This window comes from Paracoccus sp. ME4 (assembly GCF_046736325.1).
Lineage (GTDB): Bacteria > Pseudomonadota > Alphaproteobacteria > Rhodobacterales > Rhodobacteraceae > Paracoccus.
The window spans coordinates 2,384,166-2,405,636 of sequence record NZ_CP151276.1 but is presented as its reverse complement, the minus strand read 5'-3'; the positions used below and the strand labels follow the sequence as shown (position 1 = coordinate 2,405,636).

The window sequence follows — 21,471 nt, the reverse complement described above, 5'->3', positions numbered from 1 at the left end:
CTTTGGCCATGTCCCGGACCGATGAGGACCGATGCGGGTAAGGCCGGACCCGCCCTAGGATGAGCTGCCCAGCATCGGAGGCCGCGGATGCCGCAGATCCATCACCCCGCCTTTGCGGGATGGCCCACGTCACGGGCAAGCGCATCCGTGCCCTCGGCGAGGGAGGCGGCCCCGTCCCGGCTGGAGCAGGGCGCGGTCTGGCTGGTGCTGGCGATGCAGTCGGGGGCGCTGCTGCCGCTGATGGCCGCGACCGATGGAGAGCTGACGGAGGGCGCGCGCGGCCTGCTGCGCCTGTCTGTCCTGCCCGTATACGCGATCACGCTGATCCTGGCCGCGCGCTACGCCCGCCCGATGCTGATCGCGGCACGGCGCAGCCTGCCGCTGGTGGCGCTGGTGGCGCTGACGCTGATGTCGGTGCTGTGGTCGATCGCTCCGGCGCTGAGTCTTCGTCGGGCGATCGCGCTGATCCTGACGCTGCTGCTGTCGCAGGTGCTGGCGGTGATGTTCACGCCCCGGCAGCTGACCGTGACCGTCGCCCGCGTCACCGGCCTGTGCCTGGCGGGCAGCCTGATCATGGCGCTTGCCGATCCAGATCTGGCCTTCATGCCCGGAGAGACCGCCCTGCGCGGCGTCTATCTGAACAAGAACGTGCTGGGTTGGATTGCCGCCCTGGCCACGGTGTCAGGGGCCGTGACCTTCCTTGACCCTTGGACCCGCCATCGCCGGACCGGGCTGGTGGTCCTGGGACTGGGCGTCGTCTGCGTGCTGATGTCGCAATCGTCCTCCAGCCTGCTGGCGGCGGTTATGGCGCTGATGCTGGCCTTGGCGCATGTGCTGCTGGCGCGTGCGCAGGGGCTGGGGCGCGTCCTTATGCTGAGCGGGTTCCTGGTCCTCGCGCTGCTGTTGCTGCTGTTTCTGGGCACGCTTCTGGTGCCGCTGCTGCAGGCTTTGGGAAAGGACGCGACGCTGACGGGCCGGGTGCCGCTCTGGGCGCTGGTCGATGCGCGCATCGCTGCGCGTCCCTGGCTGGGCTACGGGTATCAGGCTTTCTGGACACAGGGCAGCGTCGATGCCTGGGGCATCTGGACCGCGATCGGATGGACCTCGCCCCATGCCCATAACGGCTATCGCGATACCCTGCTGAGTCTTGGCATCACCGGGGCCGCGCTGCTGGCGGTGGTGCTGGTCCAGGCACTGATGCGTGCCATGCGGCTGCATCTGGCCCGCCCGGCGATGGGCTGGCTCTGGCCCAATGCGCTGTTGGGGCACAGCCTGATCCTCAACCTGTCGGAAAGCGCGCTGCTGTTCCAGAACGACCTGCAATGGATCCTGACGGCAACGGTGGTCACCATGGCCGCGCTGCATGCGCCGCGCCGGTAATCCGAGGCCGCAAGGGCTACGCCTTTGGGGCAGCGCAGGCGCCAAACGGACAGGGCCCAGTGTTCGGCAACGGCGCTTTGGACGGGGCAGGGCCTATCGAAGGTCCAGATGCCCCCTGCGGCCGACCGCCCCTAGGCTTGTCCCGGCCATCCTTAGCGAAGGACATCCCATGACCCTGCCTGCCCCTCTTGCGCCGCCTTTGGCCAGCGTCAACGTCCTGGGGCTGCGGGTCGCCGCGCTGACCCGAAGGGCAGCCGTCGCGCAGATTCTGGAAGCCGTGCGGGCGGACCATCGCGGTTATGTCTGCGTCTCGGGCGTCCATGGCGTGATCGAAAGCCGGGCCGATCCGCAGCTTGGCGCAATCCACAACCGTGCGACGCTGACGGTCGCCGACGGAATGCCGCTGGTCTGGGCCCTGCAGGCCGCAGGGTTCCCCTGGGCCGAACGCATCTATGGCCCCGACCTGATGCTGGCCGTGATCGAGGCAAGCCAAGGCACGGGCATCGGCCATTTCCTCTATGGCACCACTCCCGAGGTTCTGGAGGCGCTGCAGGCCCGCCTGCGCAAGCGCTTTCCCGGCGCGCGGATCGTCGGCAGCCATGCTCCCCCCTTCCGTGCGCTGACAACCGCCGAGGAGGACCGCGTGGCGCGGCTGATCGACGCGTCGGGCGCGGGAATCGTATGGGTCGGGCTGGGCACGCCGCGTCAGGAACAGTGGATGGACCGGATGCGCGGGCGCTTGCAGGCCCCCATGCTGATCGGCGTCGGGGCGGCCTTCGATTTCCACGCCGGCGGTAAGCGTCAGGCACCTGAGGCGATGCAGCGGGCAGGCCTTGAATGGCTGTTCCGCCTGATCACCGAGCCAAGGCGGTTGTGGCGGCGCTATCTGCGCATCGTCCCCGCCTACCTTGCGCTGCGGGTGCTGCAGCAGACCGGGATGCGCCGGTTTCCCATCGTGACAGTTCCGGTACCGGACCGCGCGGCCGAGGATACGCCGGTCAGGGAGACTGTACGATGATCGCGCCGCAGGCCCCAACCTCACCCGCGGCATCCGACGACACCCAAGGCATCACGGCGGCGGACCCGGCGCGTGCGATCCGCATCACCGTGCTGATCGCGTCCGAGGCGGCCGCCCTGGCCCTTGCCGCCGCCGCCGTGACGCGCCTGTCGGGGCAGGCGCCCGGCACCTTGGTCGACCCGCTGGCGGGAACGGCACTGGCGCTGATCGGAGCACGCGGGCTGGCCGGTCTTTATCCGGGCCACGGTCTGCACCCGGAGGCTATCCTTCAGCGGGGCCTGCTGGCCTGGCTGGTCGCAGCGATGGCCGCGGTCATCACTGCGGTGCTGGGGCACGTCATGCTGGCCCTGTGGGTCGCGGCCTTTGGGCTGATCGCGCTGCCCGCCCAAGGACTGGCACGGGCAGGCGCGGTGCGGCTGCTGCTGGCGGCGCGGCTCTGGTCGGTGCCCGTGCATGTCATCGCGCCCGCGCCCCTGCGGCAACCCATCGAGGCCTTCCTGCGCCGCAACCGATGTTATGGCCTTGACCCGGACGGCACCGGCGTGGCGGATCTGGCGCTGGTGACCGATGCTGCGTCGGCGTCCGACGCGCAGGTGGTGGCGCGCCATCGTCAGGTCATCCTGCTGGCTGATCTTCCGGTGCTGCGCCTGTCGGGACTGGCCCCGGCCCGCATCGGCGGTGCCATCGGCATGCGGGTCATCCGCAAGGACGCGGGCACGCGGCTCAAGCGGGCGCTGGATCTTGGGGTGGCGGTGCCGATGTTGGTTCTGGTGTTGCCCCTGATCGGTCTGGCGGCGGCCTGCATCTGGGTCGCGGATCCCGGCCCGGTCTTCTACATGCAGCCGCGCGAGGGCCGCGATGGCCGCATCCTGCGGGTGCCGAAGCTGCGCAGCATGTATCGTGACGCGGATGCGATGCTGCGCCAGCTGCTGCTGACGAATGCGGAAGCGGCGGCCGAATGGAACAGCCATTTCAAGCTGCGCGACGATCCGCGCATCCTGCCGGGCATCGGCCGCCTGCTGCGGCGCTCCAGCTGCGATGAACTGCCCCAGCTGCTGACCGTGATCACCGGCGGGATGAGCCTGGTCGGCCCCCGACCCTTTCCCGATTATCATCTGGCCGCGATGTCCCCCGAATTCCGGCGAAAGCGCTGTTCCGTCCCGCCCGGCATCACCGGGCTGTGGCAGGTGTCCGAACGCGCCGGGGCGGATGTCGCCCGGCAGCAGCAGTTGGATGATTTCTACATCGACAACCGGACGTTCTGGCTGGACCTGTCGATCCTGCTGCGGACCGTCCCGGCCGTGGTTCTGGGCCGAGGGGCCTGCTGAGGCAGCGCCCGTGAAACACCGACATAGCGCGTGAAAGGTCATCTCATGTTTCGAACCAAACGGATACTGGTCACCGGGGGCGCGGGGTTTCTGGGCTCGTTCCTGTGCGACTCGCTGATCGCGGACGGGCACGAGGTGATCTGCCTGGACAATTTCCACACCGGATCGCGGCTGAACGTCCACCATCTGTGCGACGAACCACGCTTCGAGATCATGCGTCACGACGTGACCATGCCGATCCATGCCGAGGTCGACGAGATCTTCAACTTGGCTTGTCCCGCGTCGCCGGTGCATTACCAGACCGACCCGGTCCAGACGGTCAAGACGAACGTGCATGGCGCGATCAATGTGCTGGACCTGGCGCGACGCCTCAAGGCGCGGGTGTTCCAGGCGTCGACCAGCGAGGTCTATGGCAACCCGCTGGTCCATCCGCAGGTCGAATCCTATGCCGGCAACGTCAATCCGATCGGCCATCGCGCCTGCTATGACGAGGGCAAGCGCTGCGCCGAGACGCTGTTCTTCGATTTCCACCGCCAGTACGGGCTGGAGATCCGCGTGGCGCGGATCTTCAACACCTATGGGCCGCGGATGCTGCCCGATGACGGTCGGGTGGTGTCGAACTTCATCGTCCAGGCGCTGCGCGGCGATCCGCTGTCGATCTATGGCGACGGGCGGCAGACGCGATCGTTCTGTTTCGTCGACGATCTGGTGCGGGGCTTCCGCGCGCTGATGGATGCGCCCGAATCGGTGCCGATGCCGATCAATCTGGGCAACCCGTCGGAATTCACCATCAGGCAGCTGGCGGACCTGGTGATCCAGATGACCGGATCACGGTCGATCATTTCCCACCATCCGCTGCCGCGCGACGATCCGGCGCAGCGCCGTCCCGACATCACGCGGGCACGGCAGCATCTGGACTGGCAGCCGATGATCGGCCTGACCGAGGGGCTGCGCCGTACGATCGACTATTTCGAGGACCGCCTGTCGCAGGGCGCGCCGATGCGTCGGATTCCTGCCCGCGCCCTGCCCGATGCATCCCATCGCCCGCAGCCGGTCCATGCGAATGGAGGCCTGGCGTGAAGATCCTGGTCTTTGCGCACCGGCTGGAACTGGGCGGCACGCAGACCAACGCGATCGAGCTGGCGGCGGGCCTGCGCGACCGTCACGGTTTCGACGTGGTCTTTCACGCCACGCCGGGCCCCGCTGTGGACCTGCTGCACCGCAAGGGCCTGGACTTGGTGCCCGCGCCGGATGCGCGGCTGCACCCGTCACTGGCGCGGATGCGGCTGCTGCGCGATCTGGTCCGGCGCGAACGGCCCGATCTGATCCATGCCTGGGACTGGTGGCAGGGGCTGGAGGCCTATGGCGCGGTCCATCTGACGATGCGGGTGCCCCTGATCATCAGTGACATGATGATGACCCTGACGCATGTGCTGCCCCGTCAGATCTCCACCACCTTCGGTGTGCTGGCGGTTCAGCGGCAGGCCGCCCAGCAGGGCTGGAGAAGCTGCGCCTATCTTCCGCCGCCGGTCGATCTGGCCGCGAACGCGCCCGACCTTCTGGACCGGGCCGCGTGTCGCTCGGCGATGGGCCTGTCGGATCGCGACATCGCGCTGGTCACGGTCTCGCGGCTGTCGCACACGATGAAGGCCGACAGCCTGGCCCGCACCATCGATTGCGTCCGCCAGCTGGGCCGGGTGCTGCCGCTGCAGCTGGCGATCGTCGGGGACGGCACGGCACGCGGCACGCTGCAGGCGCTGGCCAACCGCGCCAATCGCGATCTGGGACGCAAGGCGATCATCCTGCACGGGGCGATGACCGATCCCCGGCCGGCCTATGCCGCGGCGGACATCGTGCTGGGCATGGGCGGATCGGCCCTCAGGGGCATGGCGTTCGGTCGGCCGGTGATCGTGACCGGTGATCGTGGGTTCGCCCGCCTGTTCGATGCCGATTCAGTCGACTGGTTCGCCGACGGCGGCATCCACGGCATCGGGACCGCAGCGGATGATGGGCTGGCCGTGCCGGCGATGGTAAGCGCGGTCAGGCGGCTGGCCAGCATGCCCGCGCTGCGCGATAGCCTGGGACAGTTCGGCCGCGATCACGTGCGACGGCATCACGATCTGGACGCGCTGACCGATCGGCTTGCGGTGCTGTGCCACGCCGCGATCACCCAGGGCACGGTGCCCTCGATCCAGGACGCGGCGCGATCTGCGGTGATCTATCTGCGCGAAAGGCGGTTCCAGACCACATCGCGCGACAAGACCGCCGACGGCCTGCGATGACCGCATTTTCCGATCCCGTCCAGGGGCGGTCCGTGTCCCGTTCGCTGGTCCTCACGGCCGCAGAGAAGGCATCCGGGCTGATCCTGTCGATCACCACCATGGCCATCGTCTCGCGGATCCTGACTCCGGCGCAGATCGGGGTCTTTCTGGTCGCCAGCGGCATCATCGTGCTGATCGAGGCCTTTCGCGACTTCGGTGTGGCGACCTATCTCATTCAGGCGCGGCAGATGACCCCGCCGCTGTTCCGGACGGCCGTCACCATCATGGGCCTGATGTCCGCTGGCCTGGCAGCGGCGATCTGGGCCCTGTCGGCACCATTGGCCCGGTTCTATGGAAGCGACGAGCTGGCGCAGGTGATCCATGTCGCCCTGCTGGCCTTTCTGGCCGCGCCGATCGGCAATCCGCTGCTGGCGCTGCTGCGCCGGCGGATGGCCTTCGGTCGCGTCGCGCTGATCGGGATGGCGGCGGCTGCGACAAATGCGGTCGTGTCCGTGGGCCTGGCATTGGCGGGGCAGGGCATGTTCAGCCTGGCCTGGGGGTCGGTCTCGGCGGCAGCCGTTGCGGCACTGGGCGCCGTCCTGGCCAGTGGACCGCTGCCGTCATTCCGTCCGTCCTTGGCGGAATGGCGGGTGATGATGCCATTCGGCGCCTGGTCCAGCATCATCACGCTGCTGGGAATGCTGGTCGAGAGCTTGCCTCGGCTGATCCTGGGACGCATGCTGGGGTTTGAGATGGCCGGAATGTTCGCCCGCTCGGTCGCGCTTAGCCAATTGCCCGAGCGCCTGTTTCTGGGGGCGGTTCAGCCGGTGGTCCTGCCGGCCTTGGCTGACCGGTGGCGGCGCGGGCAGCCCGTGGCGGGTCCCTATCTGCTGGGCACCGCCTGGATCATCGCGCTGCAATGGCCGATGCTGGTGATCATCGCGCTGTTGGCCGAACCGCTGGTGCATCTGCTGTTGGGGGAGCAATGGCAACCGGTAATCGCGCTGCTGCCGGTCGTGGCACTGTCGTCGCTGTTCCTGTTTCCGCAGTATCTGGCCTTTCCGGTTCTGGTCGCGGCAGGGCGGGTCCGGTTGATGGCGCTGGCCAGCGCCGTCACCTTGCCCCTCACGGGGTTGGTGCTGGTCAGCGCGGCTCAGTTCGGCATCGAACAGGTCGCATTCAGCCTGTTCATCACAGCGCCGATACAGGCGGTGGTGATGCTGGCGGTCACACATCGCTGCATCGCTTTCGAATGGCGGCAGCTGGGGCAGGTGGTGCTGCATGGCGCGCTGCTGGCGGGCATGACGGCCGCGCCGGCGGCGGCGGTCCTGCACTGGACCGCCGGAACCCAGCCTGTGGGCGTCGGCCCGGCGGCGCTGGCCTGCATCGCGGGACTGGCGGGCTGGCTGGTGGGGGTGACCGCCACGGGCCACCCGATCCGGGCGCGGCTGGCCCGGTTGGTGCCGCGCCAGTGGCAGCGGTGGCGTCAGGCGTCATCGCTGCGCTAGGCCGGGTCAGCGCTGATCGCCATCCTCGACCTTGCCGATCAGCCCGTCCAGCCGCAGGGCGGCCTGCGTCCGGTTCGTGGCCTTCACCTTGCGCATGATGGTACGGATATGGACCTTCACGGTGCTTTCGCACAGATTCAGCTCATAGGCGATCGTCTTGTTCGCGGCACCGCGCTGCAGGGCCCGGGCCACGGCCATCTGGCGATGCGTGAACTGATCGCCCGGCCCATCGGCGTCATGGTGATTCGCGGCCAATGCCTGGCTCAGCAGCAGCAGGCTGTGGCGCGGAAGATAGGTGCCGCCCGAATGGGCGATCCGGATCGCCTCGACCACATCCGCCAAGCTGGCATCCGGAGGCACGAAACCTGCCGCGCCGCTGGACACAGCCAGAAGCATCGTCTCAAGATCGGTTGAATCCGACAGGATGATCACCCGGTTGGCACCTGCGGCCGCCACGATCGCCGTGACGTCCTGACCGTCCTGCTCCGAACAGGCAGCAAGGTTGTGCAACACGATCTGAACGTCGTCGTCGCGCGCGTGCTGTCGCCAGGCGGCAATGCTGGCATGGCTTTCGATGACGGATGCGGCGCGAAAGGCCTCGAGACAGCGGACGAAGCATTCCCGGGACAGAGGACGGGTGTCGATGACCGCCACATGAGGCTGTGGCGCGGCAGGCCAGACTGCGCCGCCGGCCCCTGTCAGCGGGATGTTGGCAAGGTCAAGTTTGTCGGAGTTGATGTCATGATGCGGCATTGTTCACCCTCATTGTATCGCCTGCAGATGCCCTTGGCGCGGGTCGCGACGGAAACCGGTCCCGGGGCCGCGCAGGGGTCCGGGGACGTCTTGGGAATTGTGTCGGCACCCTCACCCATGCTCGCAAGACTGATGATGAATAGCCCGGGCAATTCTGGATTGAATATGACTTACAAAATAACGCGGCATGCATGATCACGATCAGCATTAATGCTGATTAAGAGCCCTACAATCAAATCCTGAGGGATAAGATTCAATCTTGGGTTGATTGTTTCATAAGCGATGTTTCAAATCGGGGGGCTTTGACCTTTAATCGGAGCGGAGAATGAGCATGGCCAGAACAAGACTGATTCTGATCGGCCATTCGGGAAATGCCATGGAGATTCTGGAGCATTTGCAGGACCTCCATGAGGTCGTGGCCTTCCTCGATGATGGTGCGGTATCAGCGGATCGGATGAGCCACGGGGTTCCCGTGCTGCCGTTATCTCGCTTGGCCGATTTCTCCGATGCGCAGGTTCTGGTGACGTTCGGATCGGTATCCAGCCTGCCCGGGAGGGCGCGTGTCGTGGCGGGGCTGGGCCTCGCGCCACAGCGTTTCGCGACCGTCATCCACCCGCGGGCCCACGTGTCGCGGCGGGCGATGCTCGGGCCGGGCACGATCGTATTTCCGGGCGCAGTCATCACCTGGAACGCGATCATCGGAGACCATTGCATGATCCTGCCCAACAGCGTGATCCATCACGACGTCGTTCTGGAGGATCACGTCCTGGTCGGATCCAACGCGACCGTCGCCGGGCATTGCAGGGTTGGCTGCGGCAGTTATCTTGGCAGCGCCTGTTCGGTCAGGAACTGCGTGACCATCGGCAGGGGATCGGTCATCGGCATGGCGGCCAATGTCCTGCGGGACTGCCCGGACGGGGCGGTGATGGTCGGCAACCCCGCCCGGCCGCTGGTGGTTCATTAGGCCTGTCAGGCGGTCAGCCTACTCCGGCGTGGATGCTGCGCCGCCACCGCGTCGCGCAGCGCCGCCAGGACCTGATCCTGCTGGTCGTGGTCCATCTGCGCGAAAATCGGCAGAAGGACGGTGTGATCGCGCGCCCCTTCGGAGCGTGACAGGTCGTGGCGCTGCGGGATGTCGGCGCAAGCCGCCTCAAGATGCATGCACATGATGCCCCGGCGGGTAGCGATCCCGATCTCCAGCATGTGCTGCATCAGCGCGCGCTGATCCAGGTCCGGGTCCAGTCCGACAGCATAGCTTTGCCAGTTCGACCGCATCCCGCCCGGTTCTGCCGGGGCTGTGACCCCCTCCATCTGCATCAGCGCCTGAGCATAGCGGGCCGCCAGCGCGCGGCGCGCGGCGACGATGCCGGGCAGGCGCAGCAGCTGCTGGCGCCCGATTGCCGCTTGGATGTCCGTCATGCGATAGTTGAAGCCGGCGACAGGGTAATCCTCGATGATGACCCGGTCGCTGGCATGGCGGCGGGTGTCCGAGACCGACATGCCGTGCTGACGCCACAGGCGGAACTGCGCATCCATCCGCGGATCGTCGGTGGTCAGCATTCCGCCTTCGCCGGTGCTGATGACCTTGCGCGGATGGAATGAGAAACAGACCACGTCGCCCAAGGGTCGCCCGACGGGCTGCCAGCTGCCGCCGATGCGGATCTGAGCGCCCGCCGCACAGGCGGCGTCCTCGACCACGCGCAGGTCATGGGCGCGGGCGACGGCCATAACGGCCTCCATGTCGCATGGCATGCCGATCTGATGCACGCAGAGGATCGCGCGGGTCCGCGCCGTCACCGCCGCCGCCACCGCCGCCGGGTCGATGTTGTAGCCCCCCGCCGCGATGTCCACAAAGACCGGCAGCGCGCCGCATTGGCGGATCGCGTTGGCGCCCGCGATGAAGGAATGGCTGACCGTGATGACCTCGTCCTCTGGCCCCACCCCGACCGCCAGCAGGGCCAGGTGCAGCGCCGTGGTGCAGTTCGAGACGGCGCAGGCATGGCGCGCACCGGTCAGCGTGGCGAATTCCGCCTCGAAGGCGGCGACCTGGGGCCCTTGCGAGACCCAACCGGACAGCACCGCGGCGTGGGCGGCTTGGGCCTCGGCCTCACCCAGCAGGGGCATGGCGATGGGGATCATGGCGCCACCCCGACCATGGCGGGCCGGTCGGCCTGGTCGCGCCACCAGGCGACCAGGTCGGCCAGGCCGCGATCCAGAGGGATCTCCGCGACAAAGCCCAAGTCGCGACGGGCCGCCGCCGTCGAGGCCAGTCGTCGGGGCACCGGGTTGACCGCCCGTTCCGGGGCGTGGATGGGGACAAGGTCGGGCCGTCCCATCGCCGCCGCCAGCATCACCGCCAGCCGCATCAACGAGGTCTCGGTCCCCGATCCGACGTTGAAGACCGCATCCGAGACGGGCGCGGTGGCCGCCAGCATATTGGCACGGGCGACGTCGCGCACATCCACCATGTCCATCGTCTGCATCCCGTCGCCGAAGATGATCGGCGGCAGACCCGCGGCGATGCGCTCGATCCAGCGGATCATGACCTCGGTATAGCGGCCGTGCAGGTCCATGCGCGGACCGTGCACGTTGAAATAGCGAAGCGCGACATAGTTCAGGCCCTCCATGTCGTTGAAGGCGCGCAACAGCCCCTCGCCCATGGTCTTGGCGGCACCGTAGAGGGTGCGGTTGGGATAGGGCGGCGCGGCCTCGGTCGTGGGAAAGGCCGCGGCCATCCCATAGATGGAGGCCGACGACGCCATCACGACACGCGCCACCCGGTGCCGCACGCAGTGCCGCAGCAGGTCATGCGTCGCCTGGACCATGACGCGCATCGCAAGGTCCGGGTCGGCGGCGCAATGGGTGATCCGCAGGGCCGCCTGATGGAACACCAGATCGCTGTCGCCCACCAGACGGTCCATCAGGGGCCCGTCGCAGATGTCGCCCGTGACCAGCCGCAGCCGCGGGTCCGACATCGCCGCCGCCAGGTTCGCGGCACGGCCGCGGATCATGTTGTCCACCGCCACCACCTGTCCGCAGCCCTGCATCAGCAGCGCGTCGATCAGATGCGATCCGACGAACCCCGCGCCGCCGGTGACAAGAATGCGCTTGCCCGCAAGGGACTGTGTCATGAGGCCTGCCTTTCGACGGAACGGGTCACGGAGGATCGGAGGGCGGTGTTGACGGCGTCGATGACGGTCTGGACCTGGTCGGGCGGCATATGGGGGTGCAGCGGCAGGGACAGGGTCGTGCGGGCCAGCGCCTCGGCCACGGGAAAGGCTCCGGCGCGATGGCCCAGATCGGCGTGGCAGGGCTGCAGGTGGACCGGGCACGGGTAATGGACCGCCGTCGGCACGCCCGCCCGGTCCAGCACCGCGCGCAGCGCGTCGCGGTCCGGCACCCGGATGGCAAAGACGTGACAGGCATGGTCGAGGCCGAACGGGCCCGCCGCACGGTCGATCGCGGTGTCCAGCCCCTGATCATAGCGGTTCGCGATCGCGCGGCGTGTGGCGTTCCACTCCTCGAGATGGGGCAGCTTGGCGGCCAGGACTGCGCCCTGCACGGCGTCCATGCGATAGTTGAATCCCTTCAGGACATGGTGGCCCTTGCCCGCCTGCCCCCAATCGCGCAGGCATCGCAGCCGATGGGCCAGGTCGTCGTCATCCGTGACCACCGCCCCGCCTTCGCCGCAGGCCCCGAGGTTCTTGCCGGGATAGAAGCTGAAGCAGCCCATGCGTCCGAACGCTCCCGCCCTCAGGCCGCGGCGCGCGCCATGGGCCTGGGCCGCGTCCTCGATGACGATCAGATCGCCATGGCGATGCGCGATGTCGCGAATGGCGGCCATGTCGGCCAGCCGGCCGTGCAGATGCACCGGCATGATGGCGCGGGTCCGGGGGGTGATCGCCGCCGCGATGGCGGCGGGGTCCATGGTCCAGCTGCGCGGGTCGACATCGACCAGGACGGGCGTGGCCCCTGCGTAAAGGATGGCCGCGACGGTCGCGACGAAGGTGGCCGGGACGGTGATCACCTCGTCCCCTGGACCGATCCCGGCCGCGACCAGGGCCAGATGCAGCGCAGCGGTGCCGGTGCTGACCGCCACGGCATGGCGCACCCCGCAGACCTGGGCAAAGGCCCGTTCGAACTGTCGGACCGGTTCGCCCAGCACATAGTCGCCGCTGCGCAGGGTGGCCAAGACCGCCGCCTCCAACGGTGCGGCGACCTGGGCATATTGTGCCTGAAGGTCCAGAAACCGGATCATGACGCCTCCTTCAACGTGGTCAGGTCGATGGGAAATCCGCGCAGCCCCGAGGACCGGCTGGCGGCCTCCAGCATCTCGACGACGCGCAGGCCGCTGGCACCGTCCGTCAAGGGGACGGCGCTGTCGCGGATGCAGCGCAGGAACTCCTCCGCCTCGGTGACCAGCGCCTCCTTGGGGGACAGCGCCGGGGCGTGCATGTCACCCAAGCGATACGAGATCATCTGCGCATAGGGATCGGCAGGGGCCTCCGCGCCGCGGTCATAGACCTTGACCTTTTCGCTGGCCTGCATGTCGTCATAGACGATCATCTTGCGGCTGCCGCCGATCAGCGTCTGGCGGATCTTGACCGGGGCCAGCCAGTTGACGTTCAGATGCGCCATCGCGCCGTCGTCGTAATAGACCGACAGATGCGCCAGGTTCTCGGGGCGGTCGGGCAGGAACCCTGCCGCGCTGGCGGATATGGCGACCGGGCGCGCCTTGATCAGCCGCTCCATGATGGAGAAGTCATGAACCGCCAGGTCCCAGATGACGTTCACGTCACGCTGGAACAGCCCAAGGTTCACCCGCACGCTGTCGTAGTAGAACAGCGCGCCGATCTCTCCGGCCTCGATCAGGCGTGCGATCGCCTGAACCGCGCCCGTATAGACGAAGGTGTGATCGACCATCAGGACCAGGTTGCGGCGGGCGGCCTCGTCGATCATCAACCGGGCGCGGTCGGCGGTCTCGGCCATAGGTTTTTCGACCAGGACATGCTTGCCGTGGCGCAGGGCGGCCATGGAGAGTTCGAAATGCGTCGTCACTGGGGTCGCGATCATGACCGCGTCCACCTGCGGGTCGGCGATCATCTGCGCGATCGAGGGGGTCAGCCGGGCGCCCGGATGGGCCAACGCCGCCCGCGCCAGAGCCGGCGGGGCCATGTCCGCAATGACCTCCAGCCGACAGTCCGGCAGGCCGGTCACGGCCCGCGCCAGGTTCGGCCCCCAATATCCATATCCGGCAAGTCCAAGGCGGATCATGATGTCACCTTCGGCTTCCAGCCTGTATGGCCTGCTCCTTCGCGGTCTGGGCGCCGCCTGACATCGCCCGTGATGCGGGCGGGCACACCCGTCATGATCGCGAATTCCGGCACGTCCTGCGTGACGACCGCCCCTGCCCCGATCAATGCGCCCGGGCCGATCGTGATACCGCAAAGGACCGTCGCATTCGATCCGATCGAGGCGCCGCGGCAGACGCGTGTGGGCATCAGAACCCAGTCATCCGCCCCCTTCAACGACCCGTCGGGATTGGTGCTGGTGGGCAGAAGATCGTTGGTGAACATCACCCCGTGACCGACGAAGACGTGGTCCTCCAGGACGACGCCCTCGCACAGGAAGGCATGCGACGATATCTTGCAGCGCGCCCCGATGGTGCAGCCTTTCTGAATCTCGACGAACGGACCGATCATGGTCTGCTGGCCGATGCGGCATCCATAGAGGTTGACCAGATCGGGGCAGGGTATGCGGATATCCGCGGCCAGAGTGCAGTCAATGATGGGCACGCGGGTTCCCCCTGCAGGCTATGGGGCCGTGATTGGACCCTTGGTCTGATAAGGGTACACCGGCAGGGGCGTGGTGCCATCGCACCCTTGGTCGTATCGCCGACCCGCGGCTGTTTCGGATGCGCGCCCGCACTGACCGAAATCGCAACGCCGGCGCCCCAACACCATCTTCTGTACAAGACCTGTCCTTTTGGTCAGGTGGGTGTGGTGCCCGGGGCTGTCCGCGAGGGCCGTGATATTCCCGGGATGTCCAAGGTGCGACCGCAAGAAATTGAATACGCTATTTATTTTCCAGTCTCGCAACAGGATTATCTGGTCGCGACGATTTGGCGCATTGATCGAGTGATTCTTGAGAGACCGCAAACAGTTGCCGCACTGATTTAGATCATTGCCGGGCCCAGTGGCCTATGCGCTTCTGGTCGCCGGAGCGGCGCGTCTCTTTGCGACCGTTCCTCTGACAGTCCCCGGTCGAGTGGCAACTGCATCCACCGACGGCTATCACCCGGTGCCTGTCGGACATAGCCGTCGGGCGCCGGGGCGATCACGATTGAGGCAGATCATGTCCGACAAAGACAGTCTCCACGCCTATGCGCTGCTGGACGCAATTCTCGGAACAGGCCCCGCCACTCGGGCAGAAAGCGAGGCGTTGCGGCGCATGATCATCCGGGTTCCGGCTGGTCAGACGATCGCGTTTGAAAGCCAGCTTACGTGTAAAGCATACATGCTTCTGTCGGGATGGGCCTGTTCGGTGCGCCATCTGATGAACGGCTGCGACCAGATCTTTGACATACGGCTTCCCGGCGACCTCGTCGGCCTGTCCAATCTGATGCTGAGCGCCGCGCCAAGCGCGATCGAGGCGATCACCCCAGTCGAACTGTATCCTTTTTCTCGTCACAACCTTCTGGCAGCCGATGAAGTCAACACGTCGCTGCGCGAAAGACTGCTGTTCTCGATGGCCCGCGACCATGCGGTGCTGATGGAGCATCTGATCGGTGTCGCAAGGCGCAAGCCGCAGGTCCGCACCGCTCATTTCCTGCTGGAACTGTCCGAGCGCGTGACGCGGGCCGGTCTGGGAGAGCGACACCGCTTTGTCTGCCCGCTGTCGCAATACGTACTGGCGGACGTGCTGGGGATGACGGCGGTGCATCTCAATCGGACGCTGCGGTCGTTGCGCGAAATGGATCTGGTCAGCTTTCGACACGCCACTGTCGTCATTATTGACCGGCCAGCGATGATCCGCTTCGCGGAGTTCAACCCGGCCTATCTGGACCATGACCCGGCCCAGAGGCTGTTGCGGCCCATCGACGACTTCCGCCACACCGCTGTCGGTCCGCACTATGCAGGGCCCCCGCGCCCGCAATGACAACCGGACATGACGGGGCCATGACGCCCTGCCGCGCCCTCGCGTGAATTCCACAAGATTCAAGGACGCATCATGTCGATCACGACACAGCAGACACTCACATCCACCGACCCTTCGGCCGCGATCGTCGAGATGCGGCGACAGGGCTTTTCCATTGTCAGGAACGCGCTTGACCCTGATCAGGTGCAGGCCTTGCGTGTCGCGATCACGACACATTTCCGCCATTCGGGGCGGATGCGCTATGGCGGCAAGATCCAGCTCCGGGCGCTGCAGGCTGTCGACGGCCTGGCCGCCACCGCGCTCAGTGCGGACCTGGCCGAGGTGATCCGGACTCATGTCGGCCACAGCACCCCTCTGCTGACCGGGGAATGCGACGTCATGATGAACACCACGTCCGGTTGGCACAAGGACATCACGCCCGACATGAACCTTGGGTCGTCGCTGTTCGAGGCGGACGATTTTGCCGTCTACAAGGTTGGTATCTATTTGCAGGATCAGACGGCGGGATCGCCGGCCGCCTTGCGGGTGCGGCCCGGTTCTCAGCGGTGCGGCGATGTCGCGACAGGGCCCGTCGTCCGGCTGGAGACCCATCCGGGCGACGTGGTGGTCTTTGACGTGCGCATCGATCATGCGGGTCAGGCCCCCGATCTGGCCACACGCCTGCTGGGGCGTGCCACCCGGATGATCGCGCGCCTTTCCGGACGCGACGCCGACATGATGCTGACGCGCATCCGTCAGATTCTGCGGCGGCGTCCGGATCGGGTGGCGCTGTTCATGACCTTCGGTCCCGACAATCACTGGACCCATGACTACGAACGGTCGGGGCGTCACAGGCACGGTCCAGCCACCGCGCTGCGACCCGATGCCATGCGGTCGTTTCAGGCGGTCGGCATCGAGATCATCGCTCCCGACTGATCGCCGGATCGGGGCGGTGTTCGAACGCACCCATGTCGATGGGTCCGTTCACACGGGGCGCGCCGGCAAGATCGCGGGCCGAGTACAGTCGCCGACCGGTGCCCGCGTCGATCGCGGGCGAATCGGCCTGCAGATCGAACAGGCCCGCATCGGGATTGCGAAAGGCGGGATCGACCCCGTCCAGATTGCCTCCCGCCCGATCAAAGCGCGCGCCGTGCCACAGCGCAACCGGTGCGCCATGGGCCAGGTTGTGGCGCGCGACGACCGAGGGTCCGGCCAGGCTGAAGGCCGTGTTGTCGGGATGGATCGCGGCGGATGCCACGGCAATGTTGTTCGTGACGACGCATCGCGCGGCGCTGCGGGTGACGGTGATCTCTCCGCGTTCGGTTCCGGGGTTTGCCAGGTCGCGGTTGTTGTGCCAGGCGGTATTGTTCCTGACCGTCACGGTGTCGCTCATGAAGATCTGGATCCCCTTTCCGCCGTTGCGGAACGTCAGGTTGTCCTCGACCAGCGTGGGGTGGGAATAGGGCGGGTGGCCGATCCCCTCGTTCCGGAACCAGTCGATGATGATGCCGTTGCCGTCCGTATGCGGGCCTGGCACCGCCAGGGTGATGTTGTCATGGCTGATATTCCTCCGCACGATGGTGCGGAAACCGGACTGGCGGCTGTCCCCGGTCAGGTCGATGTTGGAGGAGACCGATATCCCGCTGGTCTGGTAGCCGTTCGTTGCGGCATTGCCGAAGACGCGGTTGTCCTCGATCAGCTGGAATTCGGTCAGATGGAACGAGATCCCGCTGCCGCCGCTGTGATGGGCGACGGTGTTGCGCACGGTGACATGGTGGACCCGCTCGGCGTCGATGGCATGTCCCGCCCCGCCGACCACGTCAAAGCCGTCGACGACCAGGTGATCGCCGCGCAGATGCAGGGTGCTGTAGCTGCCCGGAGGCGGCCTGATCCGTGCGCCGCCGGGCACCGCCGAGCGCAGGGTTATCGGGCGGCCCGGGGCGCCGTCATCGCGCAGAAAGACCTGCTCTCGATAGGTGCCCGGCGCGACAAGCACCGTATCACCAGGTTTCAGGCCCCCATCCAGAGCCTGTGACAGGGTGGCAAAGGGGAACGACGGGCCGCCGTCACCATCCTGCGCTCCGGCGGCGACATGGATCACGCGATCGGCGCAGGCGGGGCCTGAGCAGGCCAGAAGCGCCACCGTCCACCACGGCGCGCGCCTAGACATGCAGCGTCCTGTTCGGGCGCACCACCCCGGGCGTGGACAGGGCGGCGGGCTCATAGAACCGCGCGATCAGGTCGCGCGCCCGCATGTCTGGGGTGAACAGCGCCGCGCGGTCGCGGGCCCCCTGCTCCAGGGCGGCCAGGTGGGCGGGGCTCCGGATCACGTCGACCACCGCATCCGCGATCCGCGCGGCCAATTGGGCGGGATCCGCGTCGCATGTCGGCACGACCGACCCGCAGGAGGCATTGACCGCCACCCCCGGACCGCCAAGATCCAGGCAGATGACCGGAAGACCCGCAGCCAGCGCCTCACCGATGACATGCGGGCCGGAATCGTGCAGGCTGGGAAAGACGAACAGGTCGTGACAGGCATAAAGCCCTGCCATCTGTCGATGTGGCACAAGGCCGGCGAAGGTGACGGCCTCGTCCGGCATTCCAAGGCGCACGGTCAGCTGGCGCAGTGCGACCGCCTCGGGGCCCGTGCCGGCGATGGTCAGGCGCGCATCCCTGACCTTGCGGCGCAACACGCTCAGGGCCATGATCGCCAGGTGCGCGCCTTTCCACGCCTCCAACCGCCCCGCGAACAGCAGCCGCGGCGGGCCGCGCCAGGCCGCGCCCGAGGGCGGGCCGATCTCATCCTCCGCCACCGGCAGGTCAGGGGCCAGGATGTCGGCCACGACGACCGCTCTGCCCCGGTGCCGGGCCGGGACATGGGCGCGGGTCGCGGCATCGGTGACCAGGATCGCATCGGCCCGGCGCAGGCACAGACGCACCAGCGGATCGATCCGGCCGATGGCGTTCAGGAGGTCGCGCAGCGCCTCGTGCCGCCGCGCCACAGGCGACAGGCCGGCACGCAGGGCGACGGGCGCGCTTTCGCCGCCGCCCACGGGTCCGAACACGAAACGCGGTCCAAGACCACCCAGATGCGAGGGCCAGCGCAGCACCGTCCAGGTCAGGTGATGGATCACATCGAACCGCCGCTGACGCAGCAGCCTGCGGACCGGGGCGCGGGCCGTCATCTGCCACAGCATGTAATGCTGTCGGATATGGCGCGGCTGGTCATAACCGGGGCCGGGCCAGCCGGGAACGTCATGCCACAGGAAAGTCGGCCGGGGCTCGGACGGGCAGGCGTCCAGATGCGCCTCGATGGCGGCACGATGATGCGATCCGCAGGTCAGCACGGTCACCTCGCAGCCCTGCCGCATCAGGGCCTGCGCAAGAAGCCAGCCCTTGCCAGGCTCTGATCCCATGCCGGGCTGGCAGGCATAGGCCGACAGCAGCACCCTCACGGTCCGCCCTCCCGGTCGGATGATGCATCCCTCACGGAAGATGCCGGGCGCTCTCGAAGGGTGGCCTCTGCCCGGTCATAGGTGGCGCGGCAGGCCCCGGCCGTGGCCGGGAAGAAGCCGTAGACGATGCCCTTGATGTCGATCCGCGTGATAGGCATGTCTTGGCCGTTGCAGCGCACCGATGTCAGCGCCTCGTCGCGAAACACCGCCGGCAGCATGACCGAGGCCTGATCCGCCCCCGGTCGCAGCATCAGCGTCATCTGCAGCGCCGACCGATTCCATGATCCTGTCGACAGGGTAGAACCATTGCGCGCGTCCAACCAGTCCAGCATCTGGCGCGCCGAGATCAGCGCGACGCCCCGGTCTGTCGCCGCCTTGATGATGGCGCCCGCATAATCGTCGGTATAGTCCACGTGCGACCCGAAGGCGCCAAAGAACTGCTCGCGGCCCAGAGCTCTGTCCAGAAGGCTGGCCACGCCGAAGGCATGGGGCACGCCGTTCTCGTTCACCAGATGGGTCGCAGCCTGGAGGATGGGCATCGGCTGACCATCCTCATCCACAAACGGCATGGGAAAGCCCGACCCGGTCATGAAGCCCGCGCGCTGCGCCAGCCATGACGGTGGCCAGGTATAATGGTTGAGGTCCAACCGGATGCCCTGCGCCCGTTCGATGCGCGGCACATCGACCCATCCGCTCCAGACGATACAGTGAAGCCGTGTGGTCTGCTGGGGCGGCAGATCGGGGAAACGGAGCGCAAACTGGGCCATCTGGTCGTCCATGATCTCGGCCAGATCGTGCGGCGCGCGATCGCGGCAGCCGCTGTCGACATGCAGGCCGATCTCGAACCCACGTGCGGCATAGGACGTGGCCGCCTCGAACCGCGTCTCGGGGTCCAGATAGGAACTGGCTCTCAGACAGTCCCACCGATCAAGCCGACAGTTCGGACGATCCAAACTTTCCAGCAGATCGAACATGCGCTGCGTGCCGCCTTGCGTGGCATGGTCGTCGCCGGTCAGCAGGATCACGGCGCGGCGCAGTTGCGGCAGATACCAGAACCGCGGGATGGGCCGCGACGTCCCGGCCACGATGACATTGGCCAGCAGGCGCTGCAGTTCGTCGGCTCGGGGAACATGCAGCGCATTCATGTCCAGATGGTCGGGATAGAACAGGTCATTGGCGCGCAGGGGGTGAAAGCCGTCTCGGTCCTGTCCTGCCCACTGCGGGTTGCCCTGCCGCGTCACGGCGACCGTCTCGGCAAGACTGAAGGGAAATGCCGCCGCCATGCCCTGTCCGACATGGTTCATGGCCGCCGCCGGGTAGGGCAGGGGCGTGCCGTGCCGGTCCTGCAGACGGGCCAGCCATGGAGGCGGGTCCGCGAGGATGGCTGCGTCGCCGGCATCTGAACGATGATCGGGCGGAGCCCGCGTCGTGAACGGCTCGATCCGGCCATGCAGGCGGATCGGGCCATGCGCCAGTCGCTGCGTCAGGGGAAGGCGCGCATCAGCCACCAGCTGGCCGCCACGGAACGCGCCGGCGCTGGTGGACAGGCCCAACATGGGCAGCAGATCGGCGCCGGGACGCATGGCCACCAACAGACCGCCGCCGCGCATCCAGTCCTCCAGCGCCAAGGCCAACGCGTCCGGAACCGTTCCAGAGGCCAGGATGACGACCGCCCGCCCGGCCAGGCCTCCGGGGCGGAACCGCTCGACCGGCACGCTGGCCACGTCGGGGAAACCCTCGGCCTCCAGAATGGCGGGATAAAACGCGCCGTAGGCGTCGTCCCGGCCCAGCAGGACCAGGATATCCGCGTCCTCCGCCCCTTGTGCCAAGGGCAGTGTCATTGTGCGGAATCCGACGCAATGCCGTAGGATCGGAAGCAGCCGCCGCGCGACACGCTGCCGCTCGGCGGTCAAGCAAAGCCGATAGGCTTGGTCCCACTTCAGTGGCTGCCTCGGGCGGATCAATTGCGTTTCGGGGTCGTCGGAGGGGCGCCAGACCCTGAGTGGCAGCAGGCCGTCCGACCCCTCCAAGGTGATTTCGGACTGCTTGCCTATGCCCTCTGCCCGGACCAACTGAAAGACACGCGCTGGGTGAACGCCGGTTTGCGCCTCTCTAAGCGCCACAAAAATGCCATCCTGTCCCGAGCCTCCTACAGGCAGCCCTGCTGCGATCAGGGTGACTGCCGCGGCTGCTGCACAGACGAGAGGGAGGCGTCTTTTCATCGACCAGTTCCGTTTATAGGCCGCGCGGCCCTACGACAGCACTAAGGCGCGATCAAAACCAGTTGGTCATAGGGATGATCCGCCGCGCAAGTCGTGTCCGAAGGGAGGGGCTGCAACGCGACCCATCCGCCATCCAGCCGTGACCCGGACTTGCCCGGGAAAGAGGAGCACACCAACTGAGGAACCAGAAGGTGTTTTCTGGGAAACGGGAACAGACCGACACTGGAGATTCGGCGTGAAGCAGTGCGGCGGGCGCTGGCAGAGGTCGGACGCGGCGGGAGAGCGCGGACGATCTGGGCATTCGGCTGTCGGCGCTGACGCGGTGGCTGAGCCAAGAGCGTGATTTTGGTGACCTGACCTTGAACCTTCAAATGGTGCAGGATGTCGTTTGGCCAAAGCTCTAAAGCCG

The 21,471-nt window shown here is 67.1% G+C and carries 19 protein-coding genes; 10 read left to right on the top strand and 9 right to left on the bottom strand.

Features of this window, described 5'->3' with window-relative positions; genetic code table 11:
- Window positions 1–147: 147 nt before the first annotated feature.
- From AACG61_RS12230 to AACG61_RS12205, 6 genes are all read left to right on the top strand, one after another.
- Entirely contained in the window at window positions 148–1,380 is a 1,233-nt protein-coding gene (locus AACG61_RS12230; RefSeq protein WP_411837404.1) for an O-antigen ligase family protein, read from the top strand.
- 169 nt (window positions 1,381–1,549) lie between these two features.
- The gene (locus AACG61_RS12225) at window positions 1,550–2,398 is read left to right on the top strand and encodes a WecB/TagA/CpsF family glycosyltransferase (RefSeq protein WP_411837403.1); all 849 of its coding nucleotides are present in this window, start codon (window positions 1,550–1,552) and stop codon (window positions 2,396–2,398) included.
- The gene (locus tag AACG61_RS12220; RefSeq protein WP_411837402.1) at window positions 2,395–3,726 is read left to right on the top strand and encodes a sugar transferase; all 1,332 of its coding nucleotides are present in this window, start codon (window positions 2,395–2,397) and stop codon (window positions 3,724–3,726) included. Before AACG61_RS12225 ends, AACG61_RS12220 begins: the two co-directional genes overlap by 4 nt.
- Before the next feature lie 45 nt (window positions 3,727–3,771).
- Window positions 3,772–4,806, top strand: a complete 1,035-nt coding sequence (locus tag AACG61_RS12215; protein WP_411837401.1) for a UDP-glucuronic acid decarboxylase family protein — start codon at window positions 3,772–3,774, stop codon at window positions 4,804–4,806.
- Window positions 4,803–6,008, top strand: a complete 1,206-nt coding sequence (locus AACG61_RS12210) for a glycosyltransferase family 4 protein (RefSeq protein ID WP_411837400.1) — start codon at window positions 4,803–4,805, stop codon at window positions 6,006–6,008. The genes AACG61_RS12215 and AACG61_RS12210 overlap by 4 nt, the downstream gene beginning before the upstream one ends.
- A 32-nt stretch (window positions 6,009–6,040) precedes the next feature.
- Entirely contained in the window at window positions 6,041–7,495 is a 1,455-nt protein-coding gene (locus AACG61_RS12205) for an oligosaccharide flippase family protein (protein ID WP_411837399.1), read from the top strand.
- A gap of 6 nt (window positions 7,496–7,501) precedes the next feature.
- Here the strand turns inward: AACG61_RS12205 and AACG61_RS12200 are convergent, their stop codons facing one another.
- Window positions 7,502–8,248 carry a LuxR C-terminal-related transcriptional regulator gene (locus AACG61_RS12200; RefSeq protein ID WP_411837398.1) on the bottom strand — a complete coding sequence of 249 codons (747 nt, stop codon included), beginning with the start codon at window positions 8,246–8,248 and terminating at the stop codon, window positions 7,502–7,504.
- Between the two features lie 376 nt (window positions 8,249–8,624).
- Between AACG61_RS12200 and AACG61_RS12195 the strand changes: the two genes are divergently transcribed.
- On the top strand, window positions 8,625–9,212 hold the full coding sequence (locus AACG61_RS12195) for an acetyltransferase (RefSeq protein WP_411837397.1): 588 nt from the start codon (window positions 8,625–8,627) through the stop codon (window positions 9,210–9,212).
- Between the two features lie 5 nt (window positions 9,213–9,217).
- Here AACG61_RS12195 and AACG61_RS12190 read toward each other — a convergent pair whose 3' ends face one another.
- Genes AACG61_RS12190 through AACG61_RS12170 form a run of 5 tightly spaced genes read right to left on the bottom strand, consistent with a single transcriptional unit; the run spans window position 9,218 to window position 13,950 of the window.
- Window positions 9,218–10,387, bottom strand: a complete 1,170-nt coding sequence (locus tag AACG61_RS12190) for a DegT/DnrJ/EryC1/StrS family aminotransferase (protein WP_411837396.1) — start codon at window positions 10,385–10,387, stop codon at window positions 9,218–9,220.
- Entirely contained in the window at window positions 10,384–11,379 is a 996-nt protein-coding gene (locus AACG61_RS12185; RefSeq protein ID WP_411837395.1) for an NAD-dependent epimerase/dehydratase family protein, read from the bottom strand. The genes AACG61_RS12190 and AACG61_RS12185 overlap by 4 nt, the downstream gene beginning before the upstream one ends.
- Complete coding sequence (locus AACG61_RS12180; RefSeq protein WP_411837394.1) at window positions 11,376–12,506, bottom strand: DegT/DnrJ/EryC1/StrS family aminotransferase; 1,131 nt, start codon at window positions 12,504–12,506, stop codon at window positions 11,376–11,378. The genes AACG61_RS12185 and AACG61_RS12180 overlap by 4 nt, the downstream gene beginning before the upstream one ends.
- Window positions 12,503–13,522, bottom strand: coding sequence for a Gfo/Idh/MocA family protein (locus AACG61_RS12175; RefSeq protein WP_411837393.1), 1,020 nt, complete (start codon window positions 13,520–13,522; stop codon window positions 12,503–12,505). The genes AACG61_RS12180 and AACG61_RS12175 overlap by 4 nt, the downstream gene beginning before the upstream one ends.
- Window positions 13,519–13,950, bottom strand: a complete 432-nt coding sequence (locus AACG61_RS12170) for an acyltransferase (protein WP_411837392.1) — start codon at window positions 13,948–13,950, stop codon at window positions 13,519–13,521. The genes AACG61_RS12175 and AACG61_RS12170 overlap by 4 nt, the downstream gene beginning before the upstream one ends.
- On the opposite strand from AACG61_RS12170, the gene AACG61_RS12165 reads away from it, so the two are divergent.
- From AACG61_RS12165 to AACG61_RS12155, 3 genes are all read left to right on the top strand, one after another.
- Window positions 13,831–14,427, top strand: coding sequence for a hypothetical protein (locus tag AACG61_RS12165; RefSeq protein ID WP_411839549.1), 597 nt, complete (start codon window positions 13,831–13,833; stop codon window positions 14,425–14,427). The genes AACG61_RS12170 and AACG61_RS12165 overlap by 120 nt on opposite strands.
- Before the next feature lie 175 nt (window positions 14,428–14,602).
- The gene (locus AACG61_RS12160; RefSeq protein WP_411837391.1) at window positions 14,603–15,406 is read left to right on the top strand and encodes a Crp/Fnr family transcriptional regulator; all 804 of its coding nucleotides are present in this window, start codon (window positions 14,603–14,605) and stop codon (window positions 15,404–15,406) included.
- Window positions 15,407–15,478: 72 nt separating this feature from the next.
- Window positions 15,479–16,321, top strand: coding sequence for a hypothetical protein (locus tag AACG61_RS12155; protein ID WP_411837390.1), 843 nt, complete (start codon window positions 15,479–15,481; stop codon window positions 16,319–16,321).
- Here the strand turns inward: AACG61_RS12155 and AACG61_RS12150 are convergent.
- Genes AACG61_RS12150 through AACG61_RS12140 form a run of 3 tightly spaced genes read right to left on the bottom strand, consistent with a single transcriptional unit; the run spans window position 16,305 to window position 20,681 of the window.
- Entirely contained in the window at window positions 16,305–17,555 is a 1,251-nt protein-coding gene (locus AACG61_RS12150; RefSeq protein WP_411837389.1) for a choice-of-anchor Q domain-containing protein, read from the bottom strand. The genes AACG61_RS12155 and AACG61_RS12150 overlap by 17 nt on opposite strands.
- Window positions 17,548–18,840: a glycosyltransferase family 4 protein gene (locus tag AACG61_RS12145; protein ID WP_411837388.1), complete on the bottom strand. Its 1,293-nt coding sequence runs from the start codon at window positions 18,838–18,840 to the stop codon at window positions 17,548–17,550. Before AACG61_RS12145 ends, AACG61_RS12150 begins: the two co-directional genes overlap by 8 nt.
- Window positions 18,837–20,681, bottom strand: coding sequence for a hypothetical protein (locus AACG61_RS12140; RefSeq protein WP_411837387.1), 1,845 nt, complete (start codon window positions 20,679–20,681; stop codon window positions 18,837–18,839). The genes AACG61_RS12145 and AACG61_RS12140 overlap by 4 nt, the downstream gene beginning before the upstream one ends.
- Between the last annotated feature and the right edge of the window lie 790 nt (window positions 20,682–21,471).